Genomic DNA, 25,380 nt, shown 5'->3' with positions numbered 1-25,380 from the left:
CTTATCCAAGCTCCCTTAAGCTAAGCGCTTGCTTTGCAATGTCTGACAATGCCTGAAGCACCATGCTAGTTGCGAATACAAGCAAAAAAGACTTTAAAACATACACAAATGGCAAGCCGCCAGGTTCTCTGCTGCCCTCAAGCAAAGCCCATGAGTCAATCACATACTCAAAACAAATAATCCCGATATAGAGAGAAACAGGAAGCATAAATATTAAGCTGCCAATAAGGTTAACCCACGCTTTTTTTCGCTCGGAAAATTGACGGTAAAACACATCCACCCGCACATGGGCGTTCTGCTGATAGGTAAACGCGCTGCCAAGGAGAAAGACCGCGGCATGGAGATAGGTGACAGACTCTTGCATGGCAATCCAGCCAAGATTAAATCCGTATCGCAAAACAACGATGGCGAACATGATGATCGCCATGAGAAACGTAGCATATGCAACAAATTGCCCTAACGCGGTATTTATTGCATCGATTCCTTTAGAAAGTTTGGCTATGTGCTTGCGCATACCTGCTGTTTAGCTTTTGTCTTCTTGTTATTTTAAGAAAGCATTGTGACATAAGCAGGGATGAACGCAAGCACCTTGAGCCTTGTAGCTGTTTAAGCGCTAGCTGATTATTTCAAGCAACTCAACATCAAAAATAAGTGTTTGGAACGGACCTATTGCACCACCCGCTCCTTGCTCACCGTAGGCAAGATTATGCGGTACATAAAGACGCCATTTGTCACCAACGCTCATCATTTGCAAAGCTTCTGTCCAGCCTTTTATTACGCCACCAACGGGAAATTCAGCCGCTTGGCCTCGCTCATAGCTGCTATCAAACACGGTGCCGTCTAACAAAGTGCCATGATAGTGAGTACGCACAGTAGAAGCGGCATTCGGAGATTCAGAGGCTTCACCCTTGTTGATCACTTCATATTGAAGACCGCTCTCGGTCACCGTAACTTCATCACGCTTTGCGTTGTCTGCTAAAAAGGTTTCGCCTTCTTCTACTACCGCGGCAAATTTTTCTTGCTTGGCGGCTTGCAGGCGCTGATGTATTTCGTTAAACGCGACGCGTAACTCATCATTACTTACCGCTGGCTGCTGTCGGTTGAAGCCATCTTCAATACCTTTGGCCACCATGTCTAATGACAATCCATCAAAGGGGTTTGAAGCCAGTTGCTCACCCATTTGATAGCCAATACCATAACTTGCTTGCTGTTCTACACCATTGATTTTATCTGACACATCTTCTCCAAAATGCCTAAAAGAAGGCTATTTACCAATTTAAAGGCGCAGAGGGTAACACAGCACAGCACTATTTTACACACAGAGCTTAGAACCGAGAGCCTTTCAACATGAATGTGGTAATGAAAGTTTTCAATAAATAAACATAATACTAAATTCGATTTGAAGCATAGACTTAAATACCTTTTCTACGGTAGGGTGTGAGGATTCCTTAGATAATTGTGGAGTTTTTTCCGTAAATGAATACTGAAATTCATAACGATGAGCAGAATGCCGAGAATGAGGTGAAAGATTCCCTCGCTGAACAGTTAAGAGACACGATAAAGTATTTGGGCGCTACCCTGGGCGAAACTATTGAAGCCGAGCTAGGTCGCGAATGGCTTGAGCGTATAGAACAGGTTCGACACGATGGCAGACATTCGTCTCGGGGGGATAAACAAAGCACAGAACGTTTAGCCAAGACCATTTCCCGTCTTGATAATCAATCTTTACTGACCATAGGCCGCGCATTTGCCCAGTTTCTTAATCTGGCAAACATCGCGGAACAGGAATTTAATAGCAAAGCGCAAGAAGACCAATCTCTGTCTCAATATTTAAATGCACTGATTAGTGCGTCTAACGAGGGAGTAAGTAAAAAAGACATTTTAGATGCGATCGAAGCGCTGAATATTGATTTGGTGTTAACCGCGCACCCGACCGAAGTTACTCGCCGGACGCTTATTCACAAACACAGAGCGCTAGCCACGCAACTTCAGCGACTTCATAGCAGTGATTTAAGCGAAGTGGAAGAACGAAAGGTTAAAGCGCGTATTGCTGATTTAATTGCCCAGGCCTGGCACACAGAAGAAATTCGTTCTGTGCGCCCTACGCCTGTAGATGAGGCGCGATGGGGCTACTCAGTCATCGAAAGCTCACTTTGGGAAGCTGTTCCTGATTTTCTAAGAGACCTGGACGATTTTCTGCAGACAAAATTTGATACCAAACTGCCACTTAACGCAAAACCGGTGCAGTTTAGTTCATGGATGGGCGGTGACAGAGACGGCAATCCTTTCGTAACCTCAAAAGTGACGGAAGAAGTGTTATTAAGAGCGCGCCGTCGTGCTGCCAAACTATTTTTACAGGATTTAAATGAGCTGTACGTTGAGCTTTCAATGAATGACTGTAATGAAGCGCTTCGCGAGCAAGTTGGTGATGTAAGAGAACCATATCGTAGCTTGCTCAAGCCACTGGTAGAAAAGTTGGAAGTCACGCGCGATGGTCGCGCGCCTACTAGCGAGTGGCTACAAAACAACGATGAATTATTGCATCCATTAATCACTTGTTACCAATCCCTGATTGATTGCGGCATGCAAGTGATTGCAAACGGGGCCCTGCTTGATACCATTCGCCGGGCTCATGCGTTTGGCGTACATTTACTCAAACTCGACATCAGACAAGATTCTCAGCGCCATGCAGATGTATTTAGTGAGCTTACCCGTTATTTGGGTATGGGTGACTACAATCATTGGTCAGAAGAAGACAAACAAGCCTTTTTACTGCGCGAACTTGGCTCTCGGCGCCCTTTGATACCAAGCAAGTGGTCGCCCTCTGAAGAAGTGCAGGAAGTGCTCGATACCTGCAGAGTGATTGCCAGTCATGGTCAGGCAGGTTTCGGTATTTACATCATTTCAATGGCCAGTCAGCCTTCTGATGTAATGGCAGTACAGTTACTCTTAAAAGAGTCAGGTGTGGACTGGCCGATGCCGGTAGCCCCCCTGTTTGAAACGCTAGACGATTTAAACAACTCTCCTGATGTGATGAATGCGCTACTTAGCGTTGACTGGTATCGCGGATACATCAACGGTAGACAGTATGTCATGATTGGCTATTCAGATTCAGCGAAAGACGCCGGTTCACTGGCGGCTGGCTGGGCGCAATACAGTTCACAAGAAGCCTTAGTTAAGATTGCTGAACAACACAATATACAGTTAACGCTCTTTCACGGCCGTGGCGGCACGATTGGTCGCGGTGGTCTGCCTGCAAAAGCCGCTATTCACTCTCAACCTCCGGGTTCACTGAAAGGTGGGTTCAGAGTCACCGAACAGGGCGAGACCATTCGGTATAAATTTGGTATGCCGCAACTGGCCAAGCGCAGCCTGTCGCTCTATGCATCTGCTGTGGTGGAAGCCGTCACCTCGCCTCCTCCTGCGCCAAAGCAACAATGGCGCGATCTGATTGGCAAAATGGCAGAAATAGGCTGTGAAAATTACCGTAAAACCGTTCGATACGATGAGGAGTTTGTACCTTATTTCAGAGTTGCGACTCCAGAGCAAGAACTTGGAAAACTGCCATTAGGCAGTCGTCCTGCCAAACGTAAACCGAGCGGCGGCATCGAAAGCTTGCGCGCCATACCCTGGATTTTTGCGTGGGCACAAACGCGTCTTGTTCTGCCGTCATGGCTCGGTGTAATGCGCGCAATTGAAGAAGTGAACACCAAAGAGAATCAGCAAACTGTGCAGGAAATGATTGAGCAGTGGCCCTTTTTTGCCTCACGACTTTCTATGCTCGATATGGTGTTTAAAAAGGCTGACCCTGCAATAAGCGAGGCTTACGACAAACGCCTTGTTCCAGAAAATCTTGCGCATTTTGGGGAAGCATTGCGAGATGAACTCATTGAAAGTATGCAATCGCTGTTAAGCATTACCGGCCATGAGCATATGATGGAAGACGACCCACTTGGACGAAACTCAATGAATATCCGCGCGGGCTATTTACAACCTTTGCACTACCTGCAAATTGAACTGTTAGATCGTATTCGAAAAGCTGAGGCGTCTCAATTTGAAGATAATGACGTTGCTACCCTTGAACGCGCAATGATGGTTGCGATAACCGGCATTGCGGTGGGTATTCGCAATACCGGTTAGTAAATCAATCGAGTGTTCATGTGAATACATCGACAATAATCGTTTAAAGGTAGCACTTTGACTGCAGATGATTTAGTCAGCATAGGTTTAGTCAACCCAAAATCGGCCACAAATGTGGCCGCTATTTTGCGGGCGGCAGGCTGCTATGGCGTAAAAAGTGTTTTTTACAGTGGACAGCGCTTTCGTTATGCAAAAGATCATGTGAAAAATGTTTCAGATGCAGCTTTGTTTCGATTAGATACGAAAAACATGCGCGCTAAAATTCCGTTGGTGGGCGTAGATAACTTATTAACCGCTGTTCCTAAAGATGCTACACCTGTTGTCGTGGAGCTAGCAGAGCGTGCAATCCCTTTGCCAGAGTTCACCCACCCCGCAAACGCCTTTTACATTTTTGGACCCGAAGATGCCTCGGTACCCAAAGATATTGTAAGTCAAATCAATGATGTGGTTTATATACCGACATTTGGCAGCATGAATTTGGCCGCTACGGCAAATGTTGTTTTGTATGATCGCTTGAGTAAGCGCGATTACCCTCACTCAAGCGACTTTATTAAGCGTGTTAGAGACAATAAGAATAATCTTTGACCCATTTATGATGGTTTAACTCGTCTCTCTCAACGGTACAATCATAAGTTCCACACGGCGATTTTGTTCGCGACCTTGAGCGGTTTCGTTACTGGCTATTGGGTCAAACTCACCCTGCCCTGATGTGACAACGCGGCGGTCATCCACGCCGTATTGATTAAGAACAGACTTTACTTTTTCAGCACGCGCAAGGGAGAGCTGCTTATTATATTCTGCGGTTCCTGTGCTATCGGTGTGACCTACAATACGCAAAGTCGTTTTTTCGTATTCGTTGATAACCGTGGCGACATCTTCCAGCACCGGATAAAAAGACTGGTCGAGTGTGGTTTTGTTCGTGTCAAAAGTGATATTTGCGGGCATGACCAAGCGCAAGTTGTCGCCTTCTCGATACACATCGACTCCGGTATCTGACAATTCTTCGCGCATTTGCTGCTCTTGCTTGTCCATATAATTACCAATGGCTGCGCCCGCCAAACCGCCCACTATTCCGCCCCATAAATAGCGGCTTTTATCATTATCACCTGTGCCTTTACCCGCTATGGCACCAACCACCGTGCCGATAGCGGCACCTTTTTGTGTATTTGAATAATTTTGGTTTGCGCAACCTGAGATGCTGCCTGCAGCAACTAAAACAGATGTCACTAATGCAATACTTGTCTTGTTCATTTTACTTACTCCTTTTTAAATTATGGGAGTCAGTATTCAAAAGTCATTCCATAGTTGAAGAGTGCATTTTAAAAGCGATTTTTTTAAATTGAGTGTAAGGGATACAGAGTGCAGATGAAGAATTTACGAAATGGCTTGGGCGATCCTATAATAGTCTTTAATAATTATACTTTGATTTACCAATGTATTTTGTCTTTCACTTTTTTTTAGTGACAGGTCTGCTAGCTCAAACTGCCTTGAGGTTATCTATTTTGGGTGTAATTTGGCTCTTGCGTTTGCAGTAGAGGTATTTCAAAACTTTCATACTGTAGCAAATCTATGACTCATCAATAATATTGCATAAAAGTTTGTATATAATTGTTCTCTCTATATACGCTAATGAAAATTGAAGAGCCACTATCTACATAAAAAACTTCAGTTTGATAAATTTCACTTACCACAGAAATACCACCTTCGCATTCAACATCTAGATGAATAAAATTATCCTCTAATAATAGTGATTCATCGCAAGCCGATATTTTCCATTCTGTTTCGCCATGCAGTGAGGGTTCGATAAAAACTAAAATTTCTGCTTGGCTTAGATACAGTTTAATAACAAGCACAACCGCTAAAAGAATAACTATTAAAAGACTTTTCATGAATAAATCCTTTTAAATAAATTGTGTTGTGCTCGCGCGATTGCAATTAGTATTTGTTACTGGTTAAAAATGTTATCTATCAATGTCTAACCGGCAAATATCTTTCTTAACCCTTCCCACAATAGATAAAAGCAGCATACCGCTAGGAATATTAATATGAAGTAAAAAGCAAATGTATCATCTTGTTTATTCGCGTCTATTCCCTTTACTGAAAGCGAACCGAGATCATGGACCCAATATAGGCCAAAAAGTAGAATCAGAGAAATTACTATAAACCCAACACCACCGCTTTTAACTAACTTTTTATTACCCATCACTCGCTATCCAAAGTATTTGTAACGCATCATGCCGGATGACCAAAAACCACACATTACTGGTGCAATCGTCAATATCAAAGCGTTTTAGCCGGTTGTGAAAAAACTCTTTAAACGACAACTGCCAAATATTAGCCAATTAAAGCTATTTAACTAAATCATCTTTAGATTCTGCTTGACGGTAAAGAGCATTCGTTAACTTTTTGTTTTCGCTTGAGAGACTCCATGAATGACAAAGAGATGTTCGTAGCTTCTCGCTTTTTTCAATTTGGTAAACAAAAACTACGTATGACTTATTTTTTGAAAATTCGCTCCGCACGATCGTGTATTTTTTTCACTCCAGATGACAATATCCTTTTTAAGTAACCTACTTTTAAATAATTCAAAATCTTCGAATGTATATCGATTGTCGACAAAGGAATAAAACCTGCTCTTTTTCGCCATTTTACCTATAAATACTGTATCAGAAGATTTAAACATTTCCTCGACGTCGAAATCAGCGCAACTGCAAGCGTAAACAGGAGCATGAAAAAAATAAAAAAGCAATGGAGCAACTAATAATCTCTTCATGAAACCCCCTCTAATTAAAAACCGAATGATATGGGTGTTAATAACCAAATTATCATCGAACGATTAGCAAAATTCTAACCACTATCTCGTCATAAAATATTTCTTGTCGATTTTATAACGGTTATTCTCTTGTCCAGCGTATAAATCTACCAGGATAAACAAAGTGCGAATAAATATGCTGATGAGGCTGATAAGGTGTTTACAACTAGCGTGAACACTTTTTTAAATCAGTGCTTTAGTGTGGGTTTAGTAGTTTGCTTTGATAATTTACTAATAAACTGATAAAGAAAATCCATCCGTGACGCCTCAAAAATAGCGCGACAAGTTAGCTTTGGGCGCAATTTCGCCAATTTGATTGCCATAGGCATCAAATTCAAAGCAGGTGCGTAAAGTCTTACCATTTTCCGTGTCCGCTTTGCCGTTCAAAAATAAATTGTTCGTCTCTGTGGTCGGCCTATACTCATAAATAATGGTGACTTCTTCATTGCCGCTAAAATTGGTGCTCACTAGCAACAATGCTAAAAACTAGAAATTTAAAAAGACTATGCTTTGTGCCTATATCAGTTAGCTGATATCACGTTTTTTGGAGAAAAAGCTAAGATACTCAATGAATGTCATTTCCATCAAAAAACCCTTTATGTCGTCTTCTGACTCAATGTTATCGACACTGCTAAAACGACTCATGAATTCGTTAGTACCTATAGTTTCTTTGGTAACTATTATCAATTCATCGACGTAAACTTCAATAAAGCTTTTTAGTTTTGCTTTTTTCCACGAGACTTTATTTTCTTGGATTTCAGATTCGTCAATTCTAAATACACAAGAAAGCTTTTCATCAGCATGAAATGGAAATCCTTCATTTATACGAAATATTTTCGGTAGGCCAGTCACTAAATTAGAAAACACTTCTTTATCTCCGGCAAACGATTTATTTAATTCGATAAATTGGTCAACTGAGACAGCATCTCTTTTTCTTAGTTTATTGATTGCTTTTTCTTGAGCCTCGTGAATTAAAGCTCGTATTCCATGATTCATGAAGTCGGTAATTAAATATCCCAAAAAACCGACGAAAAAAAGCAATATTAAAACTATTAGTAAATCCACTTTCAATACTCACTGTATAACGCAATGAATGGAAGCCCCGGCCACATACCCGGCAGAAAATGCAGCCATACTAGCCGCGATTGTTGCATTTCTACCAACAAACTTCACGCGACCGACTGATCCCCTAGTAACAGTTGCACCAGAGTTAATATTTCCAAAACGACCCATGCGCCTATCTAAGCTAGTAAATGGTGATTTACCATTTCCACCACTAAAACCTCCTTTTCCCTTAAATTCTGAAGGTGTTTTTAAACTCGCGGCTGGTGCAATTAGCCCCATTGTAACTTCAGGCATTAATAGGTAGTTAATCATGCAGTTTCCCCAACTTTGACCTTCATCGCCTCCATCGGACGAAGTTGAAGATGACGTGATAGTTATACTCGGAGCTTCCATTCTAGGAGGTGGCTGACCTATAACTTCTATTGTTTCAGTCTTATCCTCGTTTTCATCCTCAGAACTCTCCTCAGAGCTATCATCTTCTTTGGTAGAACAATCATTAGAAGGATTTCCATTACTGGATTTGCACATCCCCATTGGGTCAATCAGATTTATAGGATCATTCCCGACATAAGCATACAGATTCATCTGGTCTTCATACCCGATGGGGTCAGTTTGCAGGAAACGCCCCAGCTTTGCGTGATAAATCCGTGCTTTGTAGTAGTATAGTCCAATTTCCTGTAGCCAGAGTTGTCCGGTATAGGCAAATCGGCCACTTATGCCGTTTTGTGCAATTCCAAAAGCGTCATAGGTGTTTATCGCCAGTTTGTTGCCGTTGTAATCGCTCAGCGCAATAATGCTGCCCTGATGATTAGCATGTAAATATTTGGCGCTGCTGGTACTGGTGCTACTGCCGTCAAAATAAACGAGCGGCTGGTCAACGCCACTGCCATGGATGTAGCGCTTGGTCATGGCTTGTGAATGATTGTACTCAGCAATAAGCGCATCCCCATCATACACAAAATACGTATTGGTGCCGCCGCTGTTGATGCGAATTAAGCGCCCTTTCGGGTCGTAGTAGAGATTGGCGTTTTTGCTGCCTTGTACTTGGGTTAAGCGGTTTTCAATGTCGTAGGTGTAGGTGTTTTCACCGTCACCGGTCATGTTGCCATTGCTATCGTGGGTGATGGTGAGCCCGCCTGCACTTATGTATTGATTTAAGCCATTCACTGCATAGTCGCCTACGCGATTCCCGCCCCTAGTGTAATGATAGGCCGTGTTACTCAGCGTTGATGCCTTGATTTGACTGGCGGGGTTATAAGCAAAACTGGTGGTCAGGTCATTGGCACTGCCACTTAAGTTATGGTTTGAGCAACGAGAATGTGTCGAGAAATGGCTCTTTAGTTGTCAATATTTGTCAATTTGATTGATATCGTGAAACCGCAGTCATCCCCGTACACACTTTTTAAGTCGGTGTTTTCCAACAAGCTTGAGTCGACAGAGAACCATGCCGTAAAGCTTCTTTCCTCTTCAAATAGTGCAAGAGGAAAAGTAAAAGTGGTCTTCGCTTCTCGCGTAACGGCAATGCCAACAAGTTCCTCGTTTTCAATTGCTTTAGGTACTGTAATTTTAAAGTCAAAAATACCCTGCTCAGCATGTTTACTAATTTCTATATGATGGGCGTATTTTCTGGTGTATAAATCTTCAGTCTTTTGCGAGGTTGAACACCCTGCATAGGCGTCATTTATCACGTTAAGCATCAACAGAATAATTACTATTTTCATGGGTAAACTTGGCTCATTACGTAATCTGGATTTGTAGCTCTTAAATCTTTTGGCAAGTTTCTAAATGCACCTCTTTGATAAACGTTTCCATATTTATATGGTGTCTGGTCTTGATACTTTGGATGGTATAAGCCTGCGTTATGTAATGACTCATGACCAATATTCCATTGTAGCTTGGAGGTGTTTGATTTTGTAAAGTCATGATGTTGTGTGGCCATTACTATTGTTTTACTGTCTGGGGCGTATCCATATTGATTCGAGTCAGAAAAACTAGAAACAGCATGAGCTTTATAACCATTTGCACCGTCATCATTAAGTGCAGTAACAGCGGAATCTAGCTTACTTGCCATCGAATTTAGCTCGGATGAAGAATATCCATCTGATGTAAGCTCGCCTTCCGCTAAAGTTGAGGCTGCTTTTTTCAAAGAGGCTGAGGCATTCGACATATCTTTGGATAGCTGTTGTTGTGCAGCATCAAACTTTTTCCAATCTTCATCGCTCCAACCTTTTCCTCTGCCATACATTCCGGTAGGATCATTCATATTAATCGGATCATTCCCCACATAAGCATACAAGTTCATCTGGTCTTCGTATCCGATGGGGTCAGTTTGCATAAAACGACCTAGCTTCGGATGATAAATCCGTGCTTTGTAGTAGTATAGCCCAATTTCCTGTAGCCAGAGCTGCCCGGTATAGGCAAATCGGCCACTTATGCCGTTTTGTGCAATTCCAAAGGCATCATAGGTGTTTATCGCCAGTTTGTTGCCGTTATAATCGCTCAGCGCAATAATGCTGCCCTGATGATTGGCATGTAAGTATTTGGCGCTGCTGGTACTGGTGCTACTGCCATCAAAATAAACGAGCGGCTGGTCAACGCCACTGCCATGGATGTAGCGCTTGGTCATGGCTTGTGAATGATTGTACTCAGCAATAAGCGCATCCCCATCGTACACAAAGTACGTATTGGTGCCGCCGCTGTTGATGCGAATTAAGCGCTCTTTCGGGTCGTAGTAGAGATTGGCGTTTTTGCTGCCTTGTACTTGGGTTAAGCGGTTTTCAATGTCATAGGTGTAGGTGTTTTCACCGTCACTGGTCATGTTGCCATTGCTATCGTGGGTGATGGTGAGCCCGCCTGCACTGATGTATTGATTTAAGCCATTCACTGCATAGTCGCCTACGCGATTCCCGCCTTTGGAATAATGATAGGCGGCGTTACTCAGCGTTGATGCCTTGATTTGACTAGCCGAGTAAAACGTAACCGTATCAATTTCCTTATTTGCATCCATTCGTTTCACTGAAAATAAGCCAGATTCGTGAATCTAATACAAGCCAACTTAAAAAATTACGGAAATATTAGTAACTCAAAACCGTTATTTTTTACTACATTTTTGCCTCGTGGTTAATGCTTAATTGAAATTACCGATGACAAAAATCTCTGACAGATAGTAGATAAAAAAACCTAAAAAGAAACTTTATATTCTAATTCGGTTTGATTACTAGCTGGATCACAATTTTCATCGACACCAAGCAAGTTATAATATTTCAAAGCTTTTTCTCCGCTTTTCGAATTCCTAAATTGCGATGGTTTATATTCGAACAGCAAAACATTTGATAAAAAGATGGTCTTAGCAATATTCTGATTGATTTTGCTATGTTTTTCGCCGTAGCTAAGATTTAAACAAACTTGTAAGAAAGATGTTCGATCGAATGTGCCATCTTGCAAATAAATATCGCATTGTGTTTGCGCTGAACCAGTAATTTCGCAATTTATCCAATTCCAACCATCTAACCCACCAATCGCTACAGCGGATTCAGGCACATTGGGAGGACGGTTTTCTGAGTAATTAATTTCAGAGCAAGAAAAGATAATTAGTAACACAAAAGGAAAAAAGATGATGAATTTTAAGTCCATTAATTGCACCTCCTTTATTTTTATGGCGCAAACGCCACAGCCACACTTTACAGCATAATCTGAGTATCGAAAGCAAGTGGACTGGTACGGTTCGATTAATTGATGCACGCACTACACCAGTTCAGCGAATGTAAACGGACATCTAGCAACTACTACCGTAAAATGTGTAACTTGGCTAGATGGTGGTCGCTGGACGCTCACGTTCGAACAATATTGTTACTGCTGATTTATTGCTCAGGGATAAAATACTACTTCTCGATCATTTTTCTTACAGAAAATCCACACCCCTTGCCATAGTCAACATACAAAAAAATATTGTCAAACAAACTTGCATCAATGTTAAACCAACCACTTAGATACATGTTCTCTTCATACATAGATATAGGGAATACAAATATTTCTTTCTTATTACTGTCGTCGAATTTTACAATGTAAGCTTGTTGAAGCTCACTATCGTTTAAAAGAGAAGGAGCACTTATATTAATACTGAAACCATTATTAATCTGTTTAATATTTGTTTTTAAAAAGTGTTCATATTTCTTACTATTCTGACTCATCATTTCCTCGGTGTATGAACACCCAGCTGAATGACATTCATTAATAGCAAGTAGTAAAAGGAAAAACAAAGAAAGACTTCTCATGGATATACCCTTTTGAGTAAATGGTCTGGATTGGACGACCTTCTGTCTTGGGGTAAATCTTCAAAGCTTTTTCTTTGTCCAAATATGCCATATCTGTAGGGGACGAATCCTCTCCATTTTGGATGAGACATACCTGCATTATGAAGTGATTCATGACCTGCATTCCAGCGAAGCCTCGAAGTATCTGAATTGGTAAAATCTGGATGTTCCGTTGCTATCGTAATGGTTTTAGAACCAGTGGCTTCACCGTATTTTAATGGATTATCAAAATTAGTTACAGCATGTGCGGTATAACCATCAGAACCATCATCATTCAATGCGGCTGCACCAGCATCCAGCTTATCTGCCATTGAGTTTAGCTCTGATGCAGAATAACCATCTGCACTCGTTGCCCCATCTTTTAGGCCAGCAGCGTCTTCACGCATTGAAGACGCTGCTGACGACATATCGCTTGCAGCTTGCTTTTGTGCCTTATCAAATTTCTCCCAGTCTTTATCACTCCACCCACTTCCACGACCATACATTCCGGTAGGATCATTCATATTTATCGGGTCGTTCCCCACCTAAGCATACAGATTCATCTGGTCTTCGTATCCAATCGGCTCGGTTTGCTGGTCGCCCCGAGTAAGCAACGTGCAATGTATTTTCTAAATTATTGAAGACCCGGCATCTACATTCAAAATGTTTAGCACGTGCCTTTACCGCAAAAACATTGTTATCGTAATCATCTTTTCTAACAGACTCGCTGGACTTTTTACTTAAATGTAACTCTGCGAGATAGAGGTTCTGTATCGAGATTTGCTAACGGTACAACTAAAACCAGACCACATCTTTTGTAAAAAATCGAAACTCTTGAATTTTTATAATTTTCTTTGTCGACAAGGAATGACAGAACTTTGCCAGATTTATTATTTCTTATCTCTAAGGGTACAGAAACCAAAATTGCATTAGGTGATTTTCTGCTTTCAATTTCAAAACTTGCTCCAGTAAGTTCATAACCATCGAGTTCTTGCTGAAAATAAATGTATATTGCGTTGTGAATTTCGCCTTGAGATACTGTAATTTCAAGACTATTAATGTGACGTGACAAATAATAATCGGTAGTTTTTTCATCGTAAATGCAAGAGGATGCTTTTACTTGATAAAGATTACCTAAAAAAAGTATTAAATAAAACGCAAATTTTAACATTTGTATACCATACACATGTGATGATCAGGGTTCATTATTTTTTTACTGTGCGGAAGGCCGTAGAATGCTGTTCTATTCATAGAATTTGTTCCATACCTGTAAGCTTTGAACTTACCGGTTATGTCTGTCTGGTCATCTAAACCGGCGCTATGCAGAGACTCATGTCCTACTGCGAATGGCATCCGTTCACCACCGAACTGATTGTTTGTAACATCCATCGTTAATATTTTACCTCCCACCTTATCCATTCGAGCAAAGTAGCCTCCCGTATCCTTAGTATTACCTGCGTTTGCCCAATGTCCATCGGAGCCATCATCATTTAATGCTGCTGCGCCAGCATCCAGATTATCTGCCATTGAGTTTAATTCTGATGTTGAATAACCATCTGCACTCGTTGCCCCATCTTTTAGGCCGGCAGCTTCTTCACGCATTGAAGACGCTGCTGACGACATATCGCTTGCAGCTTGCTTTTGTGCCTTATCAAATTTCTCCCAGTCTTTATCACTCCACCCACTTCCACGACCATACATTCCGGTAGGATCATTCATGTTAAGCGGATCGTTCCCCACATAAGCATACAGATTCATTTGATCTTCATACCCGATGGGGTCAGTCTGTAAAAATCGCCCCAGCTTTGCGTGATAAATCCGTGCTTTGTAGTAGTATAGCCCAATTTCCTGTAGCCAGAGCTGTCCGGTATAGGCAAATCGGCCACTTATGCCGTTTTGTGCAATTCCAAAGGCATCATAGGTGTTTATCGCCAGTTTGTTGCCATTGTAATCACTCAGCGCAATAATGCTGCCCTGATGATTCGCATGTAAGTATTTGGCACTGCTGGTACTGGTGCTACTGCCGTCAAAATAAACGAGCGGCTGGTCAACGCCACTGCCATGGATGTAGCGCTTGGTCATGGCTTGTGAATGATTGTACTCAGCAATGAGCGCATCCCCATCATACATAAAGTACGTATTGGCACCGCCGCTGTTGATGCGAATTAAGCGCCCTTTCGGGTCGTAGTAGAGATTGGCGTTTTTGCTGCCTTGTACTTGGGTTAAGCGGTTTTCAATGTCGTAGGTGTAGGTGTTTTCACCGTCACCGGTCATGTTGCCATTGCTATCGTGGGTGATGGTGAGCCCGCCTGCACTTGTGTATTGATTTAAACCATTCACTGCATAGTCGCCTACGCGATTCCCGCCCCTAGTGTAATGATAGGCCGTGTTACTCAGCGTTGATGCCTTGATTTGACTGGTGGGGTTGTAAACGAAACTGGTGGTCAGGTCATTGGCACTGCCACTTAAGTTATGGTTGATACTGCTTAAGCGTGAGGCTCCATCGTAGGCTAAGCTGGTAGCGCCTATATTTCGCTGCATGGCGCTCAAACGGCTCTGCGAATCAAAGCTTTGAATGAGCAAATCAGTGCTCGCCCCATTATGAACTTGTCTTAAACGGTCTTTAAAATCATACTCATAGCTAAAATACTGATTATCAGGATGAGTAATACGTGTGCGGTTGCTGTTATCATCATAACTGTATTTAAGCGTACGCGTTACGCCAGTGGCGTTTGAGCTGGATTGTGTCATGCGCCCAAAACCGTCAAAGGTGGTCGTAATCCCACTGCCACTGATTGAGCCAAAACGGGCGCGCGTCTCAAGTCCGCGGTTGTCGTACTGGTAATACACATCTGCACTTGTGCCGGGCACATTTTTAAGCGTCATTTGATTGAGGGCATCATACTCATAGTAAATTGAGCGGCCGTCGCGCTTGCGCAAGCGGGTTTGGTTGCCGTTGTTATCGTAAAAATACTGCTCATAATCGCCGGTATTTACCGCGCCAGGATTGGTTTTGTGTGGGAATATCCACTTTTCGAGTCTATTTTCATCGTCATAGGTGTATTCAGTGCGATTGTTGTTAGCGTCTGTCACCGCCGTAATATTGCGCCAGTAGTCGTACTCATATTCTTTATAAACTTGCTCAAGCGGCGTATCGTAGGCCTTGATGACTTTTTCAATCACACCAAAGGGTAAATACTCGTGTTTGGTGTAACTTGCGAAAGATTGGACAATATTCGATGTTCCATATCGACATCCTTGAATTGTAAGATCTTCAAGCTAGCAGGGGCGTTACATTTTGGCAACATAATTTTTACACTGCATCGAAAATTTTTACCGCCACCAACATATTAGATGGTGGAGCTAAGCTTTCTGTGAGTCTTCTTATTGAAATCAGTATGGCTATTTAGCCATATTCCAATTATATTTTCATCATGAATAAAACGGATTTTGAGTGGCATAAAGCAAAAAATGACGAAAATCTCCAAAAGCATGGAGTAACGTTTCAAGAAGCAGTTCATGCTTTTTATGACGATTTTCGAGTTATCGCTTTGGCCCAAAAAAACAGCACGGAATTAGAGAAACGATACTTTTGCTTCGGTAAAGATCGTAACAATAATGGTGTTCTGACTGTGAGCTTCACATATCGCAACAAAAAGATAAGAATCTTCGGTGCAGGCTACTGGAGGAAAGGAAAGAAACTTTATGACCAAAGAAATAATTTACAGCGATGAAGATATTGGTGATGTTAAGTTTTTGACTGACTTTTTACCATCACCTAAAGAGTTAAAAGAGCGAAATGAAAACACCAAAATTACGATATCTCTGAGTAAAAGAAGTGTTGAATATTTTAAAAGAGAGGCGACTAATAACGAAATGCAGTACCAGAAATTGATCCGACAGCTGTTGGATGAATATGTTTCTCATCAAGAAAAGGCTAAAAAGAGCAGTCAGCGGACCTAGTGTCCGCTGCTGCAGGCTTTACATAGATAGTTTTACGTCCGGTCTAAATTCATCACCTTCGTCCACGCCTTAACAAAATCATCCACAAATTTTTGCTTCGACGTGTCATAAGCATATACTTCAGCTACGGCGCGCAATTCAGAATTGGAGCCAAAGATAAGATCTACTGGTGTGGCTGTCCATTTTTCCTGACCGCTCGCCCGATCTAATCCAACATAAACGCCTTCTTCATCTGCTTTTTTCCAAACCGTAGACATATCCATTAAATTCACAAAAAATGCGTTATTCAATGCCCCTGGTGTTGTTGTTAATACGCCATGTTTTAAACCGTTGAAGTTAGCATCCATGGCTCGCATACCGCCAATCAGAACTGTTAATTCTGGCACGCTTAAATTTAACTGGTCCGCTTTATCAACAAGCATTTCGGTGGGAGACTGATAGCTTGCCTGAGCATCATAGTAATTTCTGAACGCATCAGCGTTTAACTCAAGAAGTGAAAACGAGTTCACATCTGTTTGCGCCTGATTCGCATCACCTCTTCCTGGCATAAAAGGAACGTTAATGTCATAGCCCGCAGCTTCTGCCGCTTGTTCAATGCCAACCGCACCCCCTAACACAATCAAATCAGCAAGTGATACCTTGCCACTTATCATTCCCTTGTTCGCTTTTGACTGAATTTCCTTATAAACGCCAATCACTTTATTCAGTTCTTGTGGATTATTCACGGCCCAGGTATTTTGTGGGGCTAAGGCAATTCTTGCACCGTTGGCACCGCCGCGCATATCAGAAGCCCGATAGCTGGCAGCGGATGCCCAAGCCACTTTAACCATCTCTTGCGAGCTTAAGTCGGTATCAGCTAAGGCGTCTTTTAATTTTTGAACGTCTGCATCACTCAATTGTGAATAGCTGTCTTGATCAATCGGGTCTTGCCAAATAAGCACTTCGTCAGGTACTTCGTTTCCTAAGAAGTTGCTTGGAGGTCCCATATCTCTGTGCGTAAGCTTGTACCAGGCTTTTGCAAAGGCTAATCGATACTCTTCGGGATTCGCCAAAAAGCGTTCGGCAATTTTACGATACTCAGGGTCAAATTTAAGCGCCAAATCTGCCGTGGTCATAACTGGCGGATTGCGCTTGCCTTCAACATGGGCATCGGGAACAGCGGTGTGCATTGCTTTATCTTTAGGTACCCATTGAATTGCGCCTGCCGGAGAACGGGTTTGCTCCCATTCATTGTTAAGCAAATTACTTAAATACAGGGTTGTCCATCGAGTGGGGGCTTGTGTCCACGCGCCTTCTAGGCCGCTTGTAATGGTATCTTCTGAATGGCCTTTGCCACAGGTGTTTTTCCAACCAAGACCTTGCTCTTCTATGCCAGCTGCGCCGGGCTCTGCACCCATACAGTCTTGAGGTTTGTGGGCACCATGCATTTTACCAAAGGTGTGTCCACCAGCAATGAGCGCAACGGTTTCTTCGTCATTCATTGCCATTCGACCAAAGGCCACGCGAATATTTTTCGCCGAACCCACTGGATCCGGTTTTCCACGAGGTCCTTCTGGATTTACATAAATAAGGCCCATGTGAGTTGCGCCAAGCGGACGCTGTAATTGACCATCTTTGTCTTCGCGGTCACTGGCGAGCATTTCTAGTTCAGGCCCCCAGTACACTAAATCGGGTTCCCAATCATCAGCGCGCCCACCGGCAAAACCATAGGTTTCAAAGCCCATGTTTTCCAGCGCAACATTACCGGCGAGTACCATTAAGTCTGACCAAGACAAGGATTCGCCATATTTTTGCTTAACCGGCCAAAGTAATCGCCGAGCTTTGTCTAGATTGCCGTTATCTGGCCAGCTATTGAGAGGGTCAAAACGCATTTGTCCGCCGCCTGCACCGCCTCGACCATCGAGAGTACGGTAAGTACCGGCACTATGCCAACTCATACGAATAAAAAACGGACCGTAGTTGCCAAAGTCTGCTGGCCACCAATCTTGTGAATTGGTTAAAAGCGCATCAATATCTTGCTTGACGGCATCAAGGTCAAGCTTACTGAAGGCCTCTTTGTAATCGAAGTCCGGCCCATAAGGATTTGATCGTGCGTCATGGTCGCGAAGCGATGAAAGGTCTAACTGATCTGGCCACCAAAATTGATTGGATTTTGCCTGACTCGGCTTTACAGAAACTGAAGAGCCTTTGCCTGCTGTGCCGGCGGGCTTGCTCATTTCCTGGCTGAAGGCAACGTTAGCAGAACTTAATAAAAGCGCTGCAGTAATCGTTCCCACTGTTTTTTTGATTGTTGTTTGAAACATATCCAATACCTCGTATTGAAGTTGAGAGCTATTGCTCAATAAAGTTGTGTGTCATGCTCTGCGAGTACTTAACTAAAGTTTCAATTCAGCACTTTCAATTCAGCACCCTTACAGATGCACTAAGTATAGGAGAGCTTTTGAATAAGTGATTGCGAATTAAATCGATTGACCTAATCGCTTATATCTATCAATTGTTATATTTTTGTTAAATGCAATCAAATGGACCTTTTGTGCATATGTTCTAGTATTAGCTTTAGATGTTAAAAACAAAGCAGCGCAATGAGCAAGAGGAGTCGGGTGTAATGAGTAGTTATCGTGAGGAAAAAGATAGTCTGGGCATTGTAAAAGTGCCCGTTGATGCAATGTATGGCGCGCAAACCCAGCGCGCAATTGATAATTTTCCTATTAGCGCAAAGCCTATGCCTGTGCGCTTCATCAAAAGTTTACTTTTACTTAAATTGACGGCAGCAAAGGCGAATGCAGAACTTGGCCTGATTGAAAATCAGATCGCCGTTGCGATTCAAGACGCTTGTAAAGCAATCGAAAACGACGACAAGATAATGAGACATTTTCCGGTGGATGTTTTTCAAACAGGCTCAGGCACGAGCACAAACATGAATGCGAATGAAGTTATTGCACACATAGCTAATGCGAATTTAAAGAAGAATAGTAGTGAGCAAGGCGAGCAAGAAAATCAAATTCATCCCAATGATCATGTAAATTTTGGTCAAAGCAGTAACGATGTGATCCCAAGCTGTATTCATATTAGCGCCTGCCTGCAAATTCATTCCTCATTACTGCCCGCTATAAATAAATTAATTACATGCATTAATACAAAAGCAAAAAGCGTGGATGATGTCTGTAAAACCGGCCGCACCCATCTGATGGATGCAATGCCTATTCGTTTATCACAAAGCATGAGCGCGTGGTCTTCGCAGTTGCAGGTGCAAAAAGACGCTATTGAATCGTTAATGCCCAAGCTTGAGCAACTGGCGATCGGTGGAACCGCAGTGGGAACCGGTGTAAATACTCACAAAAATTTCGCCGCCAAAGTTTGCCAGATTCTCGCGCAGCGCAGTTCAGTGCCCTTTAAAACCGCTGAGAATCATTTTGCCTTGATAGCCTCACAAGATGTCGTTGTCACTTTATCTGGCATGTGTAAGGCGCTTGCTGTTACCTTGATGAAAATTGCGAATGACTTACGCTGGATGAACTCAGGACCGCTTGCAGGTATTGCTGAGATTTCCCTTCCTGCTTTGCAGCCTGGCTCGTCAATTATGCCCGGTAAGGTCAACCCGGTTATCCCTGAAGCAGTTGCAATGGCTGCGGCTCAGGTTATCGGCAACGACACCGCTATCACAATCGGAGGACAATCGGGCAATTTTGAGTTAAATGTAATGCTACCTATGATTGCAAGCAATCTGATCGAAAGCCTCGATTTACTCACGAACAGCATGAATACACTGGCTGATAAGGCCATTCAGGATTTTTCAGTAAATAAGGAAAATATTGAAACTTCATTGAGTAAAAATCCCGTGCTAGTTACTGCCTTGAATCCCATTATCGGTTATGAAAAGGCCGCGGAGATTGCTAAAGCAGCATACAAAGACAAGCGGGCCGTAATTGATGTTGCGATTGAAAAGACCTCACTTTCCAGAGAGGAGCTTGAACATTATCTGAACCCTGCCGCGCTTACAGAAGGAGGATTGTCGAAGTAGTTCTGACGATTTAAATAAAGGTGAGCGCCTCTTGGCTTCTGACCTTTAAAAACAAAAAAACGCCTGATGGATGATATCGAATCATGCACAGGCGCTTTTTTTAAGTTCGTGTGTGCGTTTACCAAAACACACGTTTTATTTAGGCTTAGGATTTTACGAAGTCGACGCCTAATTGAATATCGCCGCGCAGCCCGTCAAGCATGTCATTTTTTGCCTTCTCTTCAAACGCGCTTAATTTGCCGTAAGGTAAAATCTCTTCTACTCCGTTTTTACCCAAGCGAACTGGGTGAGCAAAAAATGGCGCGTCATCTGAGCCATCTACTTGTACGTAGGTATATTCAACAACAGGCTCGCCCTGCATTGCCTTGACCAAAGACAAGCAGAATCGAGCGGCTGCCTGCCCCATCGAAAGCGTTGCTGAACCACCACCTGCTTTTGCTTCTACAACTTCGGTTCCTGCATTTTGAATACGCTTAGTCAAGCTGGCAACTTCATCTTCAGAGAAACTTACACCTTCAACTTGTGATAAAAGCGGTAAAATCGTTGTGCCCGAGTGGCCACCAATGACTGGCACATGCACGTCTGAAGTGCTCTTACCTTTTAGTTCTGCCACAAAGGTTTCTGAGCGGATCACATCAAGTGTGGTGACGCCAAAAAGTTTGTTTTTATCGTAAACGCCTTTCGCTTTAAGCGCCTCCGCGGCAATCGCTACGGTAGTATTAACTGGATTTGTGATCACGCCAATACAGGCTTTCGGACAATTATCTGCACATGCTTCTATAAGATTTTTTACAATACCAGCGTTGATATTGAACAGGTCGGAACGGTCCATGCCTGGCTTTCTTGGTACACCTGCTGGAATTAGCACAATATCGCATCCAGTCAAGGCATCTGCTAAATCGTCCTTTCCATAACCTTTCACTGCAACGTCGGTAGGAATATGGCTAAGATCAACTGCAACGCCCGGTACAACAGGGGCTACATCGTATAAAGACAATTCAGAGCCTGCTGGCAACTGGGTTTTTAATAAAAGTGATAATGCTTGACCAATACCGCCGGCAGCGCCTAATACGGCTACTTTCATGTTCAATCTCCTGTTTTGAAGGCATTAAAATCGGGTGAGAGAATAATCTATATAGGGTGATATCTCAATGACACAATGGTCTGATACGATTTATTCCTGAAATAAAGCGTACTTAATTCCATAAAGCACATACCAATAAGCGGCACGAGCCATATTTTTACCTGGTAAAATTTGTCATCATGCGATAAAACTGCGCTGCATAAATTGCTTATCATGAATTCATATAGCACAATGCAATCATCATCAATCATCGCCAATAAATTATGAGTGCAAACAAACAAGACGCCTTGGTAAAAGCCTTTCGTGAAATACTCAACACTGAAAGCTATGGCTCTCAAGGTGAGATTGTCAACGCCCTTAAAAAATTGGGCTTTGATAATATCAGCCAGTCTAAAGTATCTCGCATGCTCAGTAAATTCGGCGCGGTACGAGCTCGAGATGCGCGTGGCGATATGGTTTACTGCCTACCGCCTGAACTTGGCATGCCTACGGCAAAAAGCCCTCTCAAGCAGTTGGTTCTGGATATCGTGCACAACAATGTAATGGTAATTATTCGAACGAGTCCTGGCGCTGCACAGCTTATTGCCCGACTTTTGGACTCATTGAGTCATACCGATGGCGTGTTAGGAACGATTGCTGGTGATGATACAATTTTCATTGCGCCCGCAGACATTACTAAAATCGAAATATTGCGACAAAAAGTCCAGGATTTGTTCGATTCAGTCTAAAACTGTTGAAGCGACTTTTATACACTTTCATTCGTGCTTGTTTTCATTTGAGCTTGCTTTCATCTATTTTCTTTTGCTTTAAGCCCGTATTCATACAGAGACTTTTTGTTTAGGTCATAGTGCTGAGCAACAATAGATGCCGCTTTTTTAGGTGGCAGTACCTCAAAAAGCTGTTCCAGTAAACTTATGGCTTCTGAAGGAATGTCATTTTTACAGGTAAGTGGTGTATAAAGCATAAATACAAACTCCCCTTTTTCATGACTTGGGTCAGCTTGCAAATAATCGAGCACTTGATCGATTGAGCCTGTTACGTAAGTTTCAAAGGTTTTCGTAAGTTCCTTTGCCAAGGTATACCGGGTTGACGCTGGCAGTATTGATTTGCATAACAAGAGTGTATCCTTTACCCGCCGAGGCGACTCATAAAAAACCTGAGTTATATTACTATTTGCTGCATCGAGTAACGCCTGTTCTTTTGCCTGTTTTTTTAAACTCAAAAAACCTGAAAACATGAACCTGTCGGTAGGAAGACCTGAGGCGCTAAGGGCCGTGGTGAGCGCACATGGTCCGGGCAAGGCTGACACTTTTATGTTCTTCAAGCGACATTCATTAACCAATTCATAGCCAGGATCACTGATCAGGGGAGTACCTGCATCGCTTATCAGCGCTACGGAAATTCCTGCTTCCAACTTTTCAATGAGTTGCTTACTGCGCTGCGATTCATTATGAGAATGAAGGCTGATTGTGCGTGTTTGAATACCGTAATGCTGCAACAGACGGGATGAATGACGGGTATCTTCTGCCGCTATGAGGTCTACCGTATTTAAAACTTCCAATGCTCTTGTACTTATATCAGATAGATTTCCGATAGGCGTAGGAACAATATATAAACAAGCAGTGTCTGACATACAGATATCTTTATGGATTTTTCGTTCATTCTACCTGAGCTTTAGCTGAGTTTCTTCTAATCTTGCTAGCATTTTTTACGGATAAAGATAGACTAAGGGCAGTAATGAATTTAAGGGCTTAACTACAAACAGCTTATCGCGATTAAGGGCTTGAGTTTAGGAGATAAAGTGACACTTTGGGAAAGAAAAATCAGTATGGCAACTCGTTTTGTTCGCTTGTTTCTTATTGTTATTGTAGTGGCGAAATTAGCTGCCTGCACGACAACACCTTCGGCTGTTAGTCAAGGTGAAACCAAAGAGGATGTTAAAACAACGTCAGAACAAGTGCTCGCAGAATCAGAAAGCGAAGCGATTGATACGGTCGGTCAAAGTATCAGACAATTTAACAGGGACCAAAACAAACAAAGCTTGATCGAGGGCCTACTCAACACTGCTGATTCACTCGTGTTGAACTTCTCTGATAAACAAGACTGTTATCAAGCTGAGATAATCCTAAAACACTTACTCGAAATTGGCCTGGAACCTTATGAAAAGGCCAAAAGCAATATTCTTCGAAGTGAGTGCGCCTTTCTCACTCACTCGGATTTAGACAGCCAGACTCAAACTTTAGCAAATGTTGCAAATAATCCTCTTGCAAATAAAGTGCACACCGGGATTTTAAGGGTAGATACATGGCTCAAGCAAATTCCCGATACTATTGTTTTAGAGCAACCCTGGCTCAATCGTAAACATATCTTAGATGCCTATTTGGAAGCCTACAAAAGTAATTATGAACTTGCGTTAACGCGTTTGTTTGAAGCGACTGAAAATCGCTTTAGTGGTGAAGATGGCAAATTGATTTATTCACCGCTAGTGAATAAAAGCCAAAATGCAGCTTTTAAGTGGTACAGTCGACTTGATCCTGTCTCAAGAGTTGCCATGGTGCAAAGCTATCCCAGTCTTTTTGTTGCACAACAATGGTTAAGTGTAATAGAGGATAGCTCACTTAATGATAAACAGCGGCAGGCACAGTTGCTTGCGCTAATCAGACAACAGCAAAATAACAACCCCGGCCTGCTTATTCCCAATGCAATCACTCAATATTTAAGCGTTGACGTTCCGGAACAGCAAAAAATAGCCGTATTACTTCCTTTAAGTGGTCGTTTAGCGAGTCAGGGAGATGCAATCAAACAGGGCATTATTGCCGGTTATATGCAGAACTTAGTTTCCTCAAATAGCGCGGCCTTTGATGAGATTTCGGTTGTGCCTTCACCGTTAGTAGAATTCATCGATACCGGCTCAGAAAATACACTCAACGATTCAATTAACGCTGAGCGCTTATCTGCCTATACGAGCGTTGTCGGGCCTTTGCTTAAACCCCACATTGATGCGGTTAAAAACATGGTGGATAAAAATACCTTATTAATCGCATTGAATACTATCGAAGCAGACACAGAGGATAAGAATGAGCCAGGTCTGCTTGTTAATTACTCTGAGCCATTGCAAGCGGAACATGCGTTAAATCAAAGCCAGGCGATCACACCAAACGCCGAAGAAGCACATCAAACGCTTTCTGCATTTTTTGCACTTTCGCCGGAGCAAGAAGCAGTGAACCTTGCACGATTAATTCAGACAGAAGGGATTAAACATCCGATCATCATTCATGATAACGCCAGTATTACGCATCGAATGTTGGATGCCTTTCTAGATGAGTGGACATCCACACAAAAAAGCATGCTTAAAAACGAAGATAAACTTTACAAGCCGAGTATTGTTTCTTATGCAGACAATCAATCAATGCGAGTAGGAATTACCTCAGCGCTTGACGTATTGCAAAGCGAAAAACGAATAAGTCAGTTGTCTAATCTTGCGAATGAGCGTGTTTATAGCGTCACACGCAATCGTCGGGATGTTGATGCATTTGTCGTATTTGCCCGTCCCAACGAAGTAGAATTAATCAACCCGATTATAGAAAGCAGTATGAGTCTTTTTAGTGACGAACAGATCCCTGTATATGCTAGTTCGATGAGCTATAACCATAAGCAAAATAGAAATAGCTTGCGCGACTTACGGAACCTCGTCTTTTTAGATATGCCATTTTTAATGCCAGAGATGCGAGAAACGTCGTTGGCCAAGCAAGTAGACGAGGTCTTTAACTCCCCCTCCAGTACCTTTTTACGCCTGTTTGCTTTTGGGTTTGATGCCGCCAAGCTAACGCAACAAATTCTGAGAATGCAAATATTTGACCATGTCGAGGATACAGGGATAAGCGGTCGCTTAAGCGTTGATCAAGATGGCATTATTCAGCGTGAACTCGATACCCTAATTATTCAAGGTAGTTAACCACGCATCCACTCAACAACCATAAGATTTGAAGATAAAAAAGACAAG

The 25,380-nt window shown here is 42.5% G+C and carries 23 protein-coding genes and 1 pseudogene; 7 read left to right on the top strand and 17 right to left on the bottom strand.

Annotated features, from left to right (window positions below):
- Nucleotide 1: 1 nt before the first annotated feature.
- Nucleotides 2-514: a TRAP transporter small permease subunit gene (locus tag D6V41_RS16335; RefSeq protein ID WP_136252616.1), complete on the bottom strand. Its 513-nt coding sequence runs from the start codon at nucleotides 512-514 to the stop codon at nucleotides 2-4.
- Nucleotides 515-613: 99 nt separating this feature from the next.
- On the bottom strand, nucleotides 614-1,237 hold the full coding sequence (locus tag D6V41_RS16330) for a BamJ family beta-barrel-assembly machinery protein (RefSeq protein WP_136252615.1): 624 nt from the start codon (nucleotides 1,235-1,237) through the stop codon (nucleotides 614-616).
- Between the two features lie 284 nt (nucleotides 1,238-1,521).
- Here D6V41_RS16330 and ppc point away from each other — a divergent pair, with 284 nt between their 5' ends.
- Complete coding sequence (gene ppc, locus D6V41_RS16325; protein WP_136252669.1) at nucleotides 1,522-4,140, top strand: phosphoenolpyruvate carboxylase; 2,619 nt, start codon at nucleotides 1,522-1,524, stop codon at nucleotides 4,138-4,140.
- 57 nt (nucleotides 4,141-4,197) lie between these two features.
- Complete coding sequence (locus D6V41_RS16320; protein ID WP_136252614.1) at nucleotides 4,198-4,725, top strand: TrmH family RNA methyltransferase; 528 nt, start codon at nucleotides 4,198-4,200, stop codon at nucleotides 4,723-4,725.
- A gap of 15 nt (nucleotides 4,726-4,740) precedes the next feature.
- Here the strand turns inward: D6V41_RS16320 and D6V41_RS16315 are convergent, their stop codons facing one another.
- From D6V41_RS16315 to D6V41_RS16260, 12 genes and pseudogenes are all read right to left on the bottom strand, one after another.
- Nucleotides 4,741-5,391 (bottom strand): YiaD family glycine zipper/OmpA-like lipoprotein, encoded by a 651-nt coding sequence (locus D6V41_RS16315; RefSeq protein ID WP_136252613.1) that lies wholly within the window; start codon nucleotides 5,389-5,391, stop codon nucleotides 4,741-4,743.
- Between the two features lie 326 nt (nucleotides 5,392-5,717).
- Nucleotides 5,718-6,029, bottom strand: coding sequence for a hypothetical protein (locus D6V41_RS16310; RefSeq protein WP_136252612.1), 312 nt, complete (start codon nucleotides 6,027-6,029; stop codon nucleotides 5,718-5,720).
- A gap of 1,190 nt (nucleotides 6,030-7,219) precedes the next feature.
- Nucleotides 7,220-7,420, bottom strand: coding sequence for a hypothetical protein (locus D6V41_RS16305; protein ID WP_136252611.1), 201 nt, complete (start codon nucleotides 7,418-7,420; stop codon nucleotides 7,220-7,222).
- A 57-nt stretch (nucleotides 7,421-7,477) separates the two neighbouring features.
- Nucleotides 7,478-8,017: a hypothetical protein gene (locus D6V41_RS16300; RefSeq protein ID WP_136252610.1), complete on the bottom strand. Its 540-nt coding sequence runs from the start codon at nucleotides 8,015-8,017 to the stop codon at nucleotides 7,478-7,480.
- Between the two features lie 9 nt (nucleotides 8,018-8,026).
- A pseudogene (locus D6V41_RS16295) lies at nucleotides 8,027-9,328 on the bottom strand (RHS repeat domain-containing protein); the annotation flags it as partial.
- Nucleotides 9,329-9,354: 26 nt separating this feature from the next.
- On the bottom strand, nucleotides 9,355-9,738 hold the full coding sequence (locus tag D6V41_RS16290; protein WP_136252608.1) for a hypothetical protein: 384 nt from the start codon (nucleotides 9,736-9,738) through the stop codon (nucleotides 9,355-9,357).
- A complete protein-coding gene (locus tag D6V41_RS16285) occupies nucleotides 9,735-11,024 on the bottom strand; it encodes an RHS repeat-associated core domain-containing protein (protein WP_136252607.1) in 1,290 nt (429 codons plus the stop codon). The genes D6V41_RS16290 and D6V41_RS16285 overlap by 4 nt, the downstream gene beginning before the upstream one ends.
- Before the next feature lie 173 nt (nucleotides 11,025-11,197).
- Nucleotides 11,198-11,650 (bottom strand): hypothetical protein, encoded by a 453-nt coding sequence (locus D6V41_RS16280; RefSeq protein ID WP_136252606.1) that lies wholly within the window; start codon nucleotides 11,648-11,650, stop codon nucleotides 11,198-11,200.
- Nucleotides 11,651-11,898: 248 nt separating this feature from the next.
- On the bottom strand, nucleotides 11,899-12,291 hold the full coding sequence (locus tag D6V41_RS16275; protein WP_136252605.1) for a hypothetical protein: 393 nt from the start codon (nucleotides 12,289-12,291) through the stop codon (nucleotides 11,899-11,901).
- Entirely contained in the window at nucleotides 12,288-12,833 is a 546-nt protein-coding gene (locus D6V41_RS16270; RefSeq protein WP_136252604.1) for a hypothetical protein, read from the bottom strand. Before D6V41_RS16270 ends, D6V41_RS16275 begins: the two co-directional genes overlap by 4 nt.
- Before the next feature lie 212 nt (nucleotides 12,834-13,045).
- A complete protein-coding gene (locus tag D6V41_RS16265; protein ID WP_136252603.1) occupies nucleotides 13,046-13,480 on the bottom strand; it encodes a hypothetical protein in 435 nt (144 codons plus the stop codon).
- Nucleotides 13,474-15,492, bottom strand: a complete 2,019-nt coding sequence (locus D6V41_RS16260; protein WP_136252602.1) for an RHS repeat domain-containing protein — start codon at nucleotides 15,490-15,492, stop codon at nucleotides 13,474-13,476. Before D6V41_RS16260 ends, D6V41_RS16265 begins: the two co-directional genes overlap by 7 nt.
- A 251-nt stretch (nucleotides 15,493-15,743) precedes the next feature.
- Here D6V41_RS16260 and D6V41_RS16255 point away from each other — a divergent pair, with 251 nt between their 5' ends.
- Both D6V41_RS16255 and D6V41_RS16250 read left to right on the top strand, forming a co-directional pair.
- On the top strand, nucleotides 15,744-16,043 hold the full coding sequence (locus D6V41_RS16255) for a BrnT family toxin (protein WP_136252601.1): 300 nt from the start codon (nucleotides 15,744-15,746) through the stop codon (nucleotides 16,041-16,043).
- Nucleotides 16,015-16,272 carry a CopG family transcriptional regulator gene (locus tag D6V41_RS16250; protein ID WP_136252600.1) on the top strand — a complete coding sequence of 86 codons (258 nt, stop codon included), beginning with the start codon at nucleotides 16,015-16,017 and terminating at the stop codon, nucleotides 16,270-16,272. The genes D6V41_RS16255 and D6V41_RS16250 overlap by 29 nt, the downstream gene beginning before the upstream one ends.
- Before the next feature lie 32 nt (nucleotides 16,273-16,304).
- Here the strand turns inward: D6V41_RS16250 and katG are convergent, their stop codons facing one another.
- Nucleotides 16,305-18,575, bottom strand: coding sequence for a catalase/peroxidase HPI (gene katG, locus D6V41_RS16245; protein WP_136252599.1), 2,271 nt, complete (start codon nucleotides 18,573-18,575; stop codon nucleotides 16,305-16,307).
- A gap of 302 nt (nucleotides 18,576-18,877) precedes the next feature.
- On the opposite strand from katG, the gene D6V41_RS16240 reads away from it, so the two are divergent.
- A complete protein-coding gene (locus tag D6V41_RS16240; RefSeq protein ID WP_136252598.1) occupies nucleotides 18,878-20,293 on the top strand; it encodes a class II fumarate hydratase in 1,416 nt (471 codons plus the stop codon).
- A 145-nt stretch (nucleotides 20,294-20,438) separates the two neighbouring features.
- Here D6V41_RS16240 and mdh read toward each other — a convergent pair whose 3' ends face one another.
- Nucleotides 20,439-21,377, bottom strand: a complete 939-nt coding sequence (mdh, locus tag D6V41_RS16235; RefSeq protein ID WP_136252597.1) for a malate dehydrogenase — start codon at nucleotides 21,375-21,377, stop codon at nucleotides 20,439-20,441.
- A gap of 263 nt (nucleotides 21,378-21,640) precedes the next feature.
- On the opposite strand from mdh, the gene argR reads away from it, so the two are divergent.
- On the top strand, nucleotides 21,641-22,105 hold the full coding sequence (gene argR, locus D6V41_RS16230; RefSeq protein WP_136252596.1) for a transcriptional regulator ArgR: 465 nt from the start codon (nucleotides 21,641-21,643) through the stop codon (nucleotides 22,103-22,105).
- A 59-nt stretch (nucleotides 22,106-22,164) separates the two neighbouring features.
- On the opposite strand, the gene rsmI is transcribed toward argR, so the two are convergent.
- Complete coding sequence (rsmI, locus tag D6V41_RS16225; protein ID WP_136252595.1) at nucleotides 22,165-23,010, bottom strand: 16S rRNA (cytidine(1402)-2'-O)-methyltransferase; 846 nt, start codon at nucleotides 23,008-23,010, stop codon at nucleotides 22,165-22,167.
- 168 nt (nucleotides 23,011-23,178) lie between these two features.
- Between rsmI and D6V41_RS16220 the strand changes: the two genes are divergently transcribed.
- On the top strand, nucleotides 23,179-25,332 hold the full coding sequence (locus tag D6V41_RS16220) for a penicillin-binding protein activator (RefSeq protein ID WP_136252594.1): 2,154 nt from the start codon (nucleotides 23,179-23,181) through the stop codon (nucleotides 25,330-25,332).
- The last annotated feature ends 48 nt before the right edge of the window (nucleotides 25,333-25,380 follow it).

Origin of the sequence: Ningiella ruwaisensis, from assembly GCF_004798935.1 — a bacterium.
Lineage (GTDB): Bacteria > Pseudomonadota > Gammaproteobacteria > Enterobacterales > Alteromonadaceae > Glaciecola > Glaciecola ruwaisensis.
Note: the sequence above shows the minus strand (reverse complement) of the source record. Positions and strands in the feature narration are given on the sequence as shown.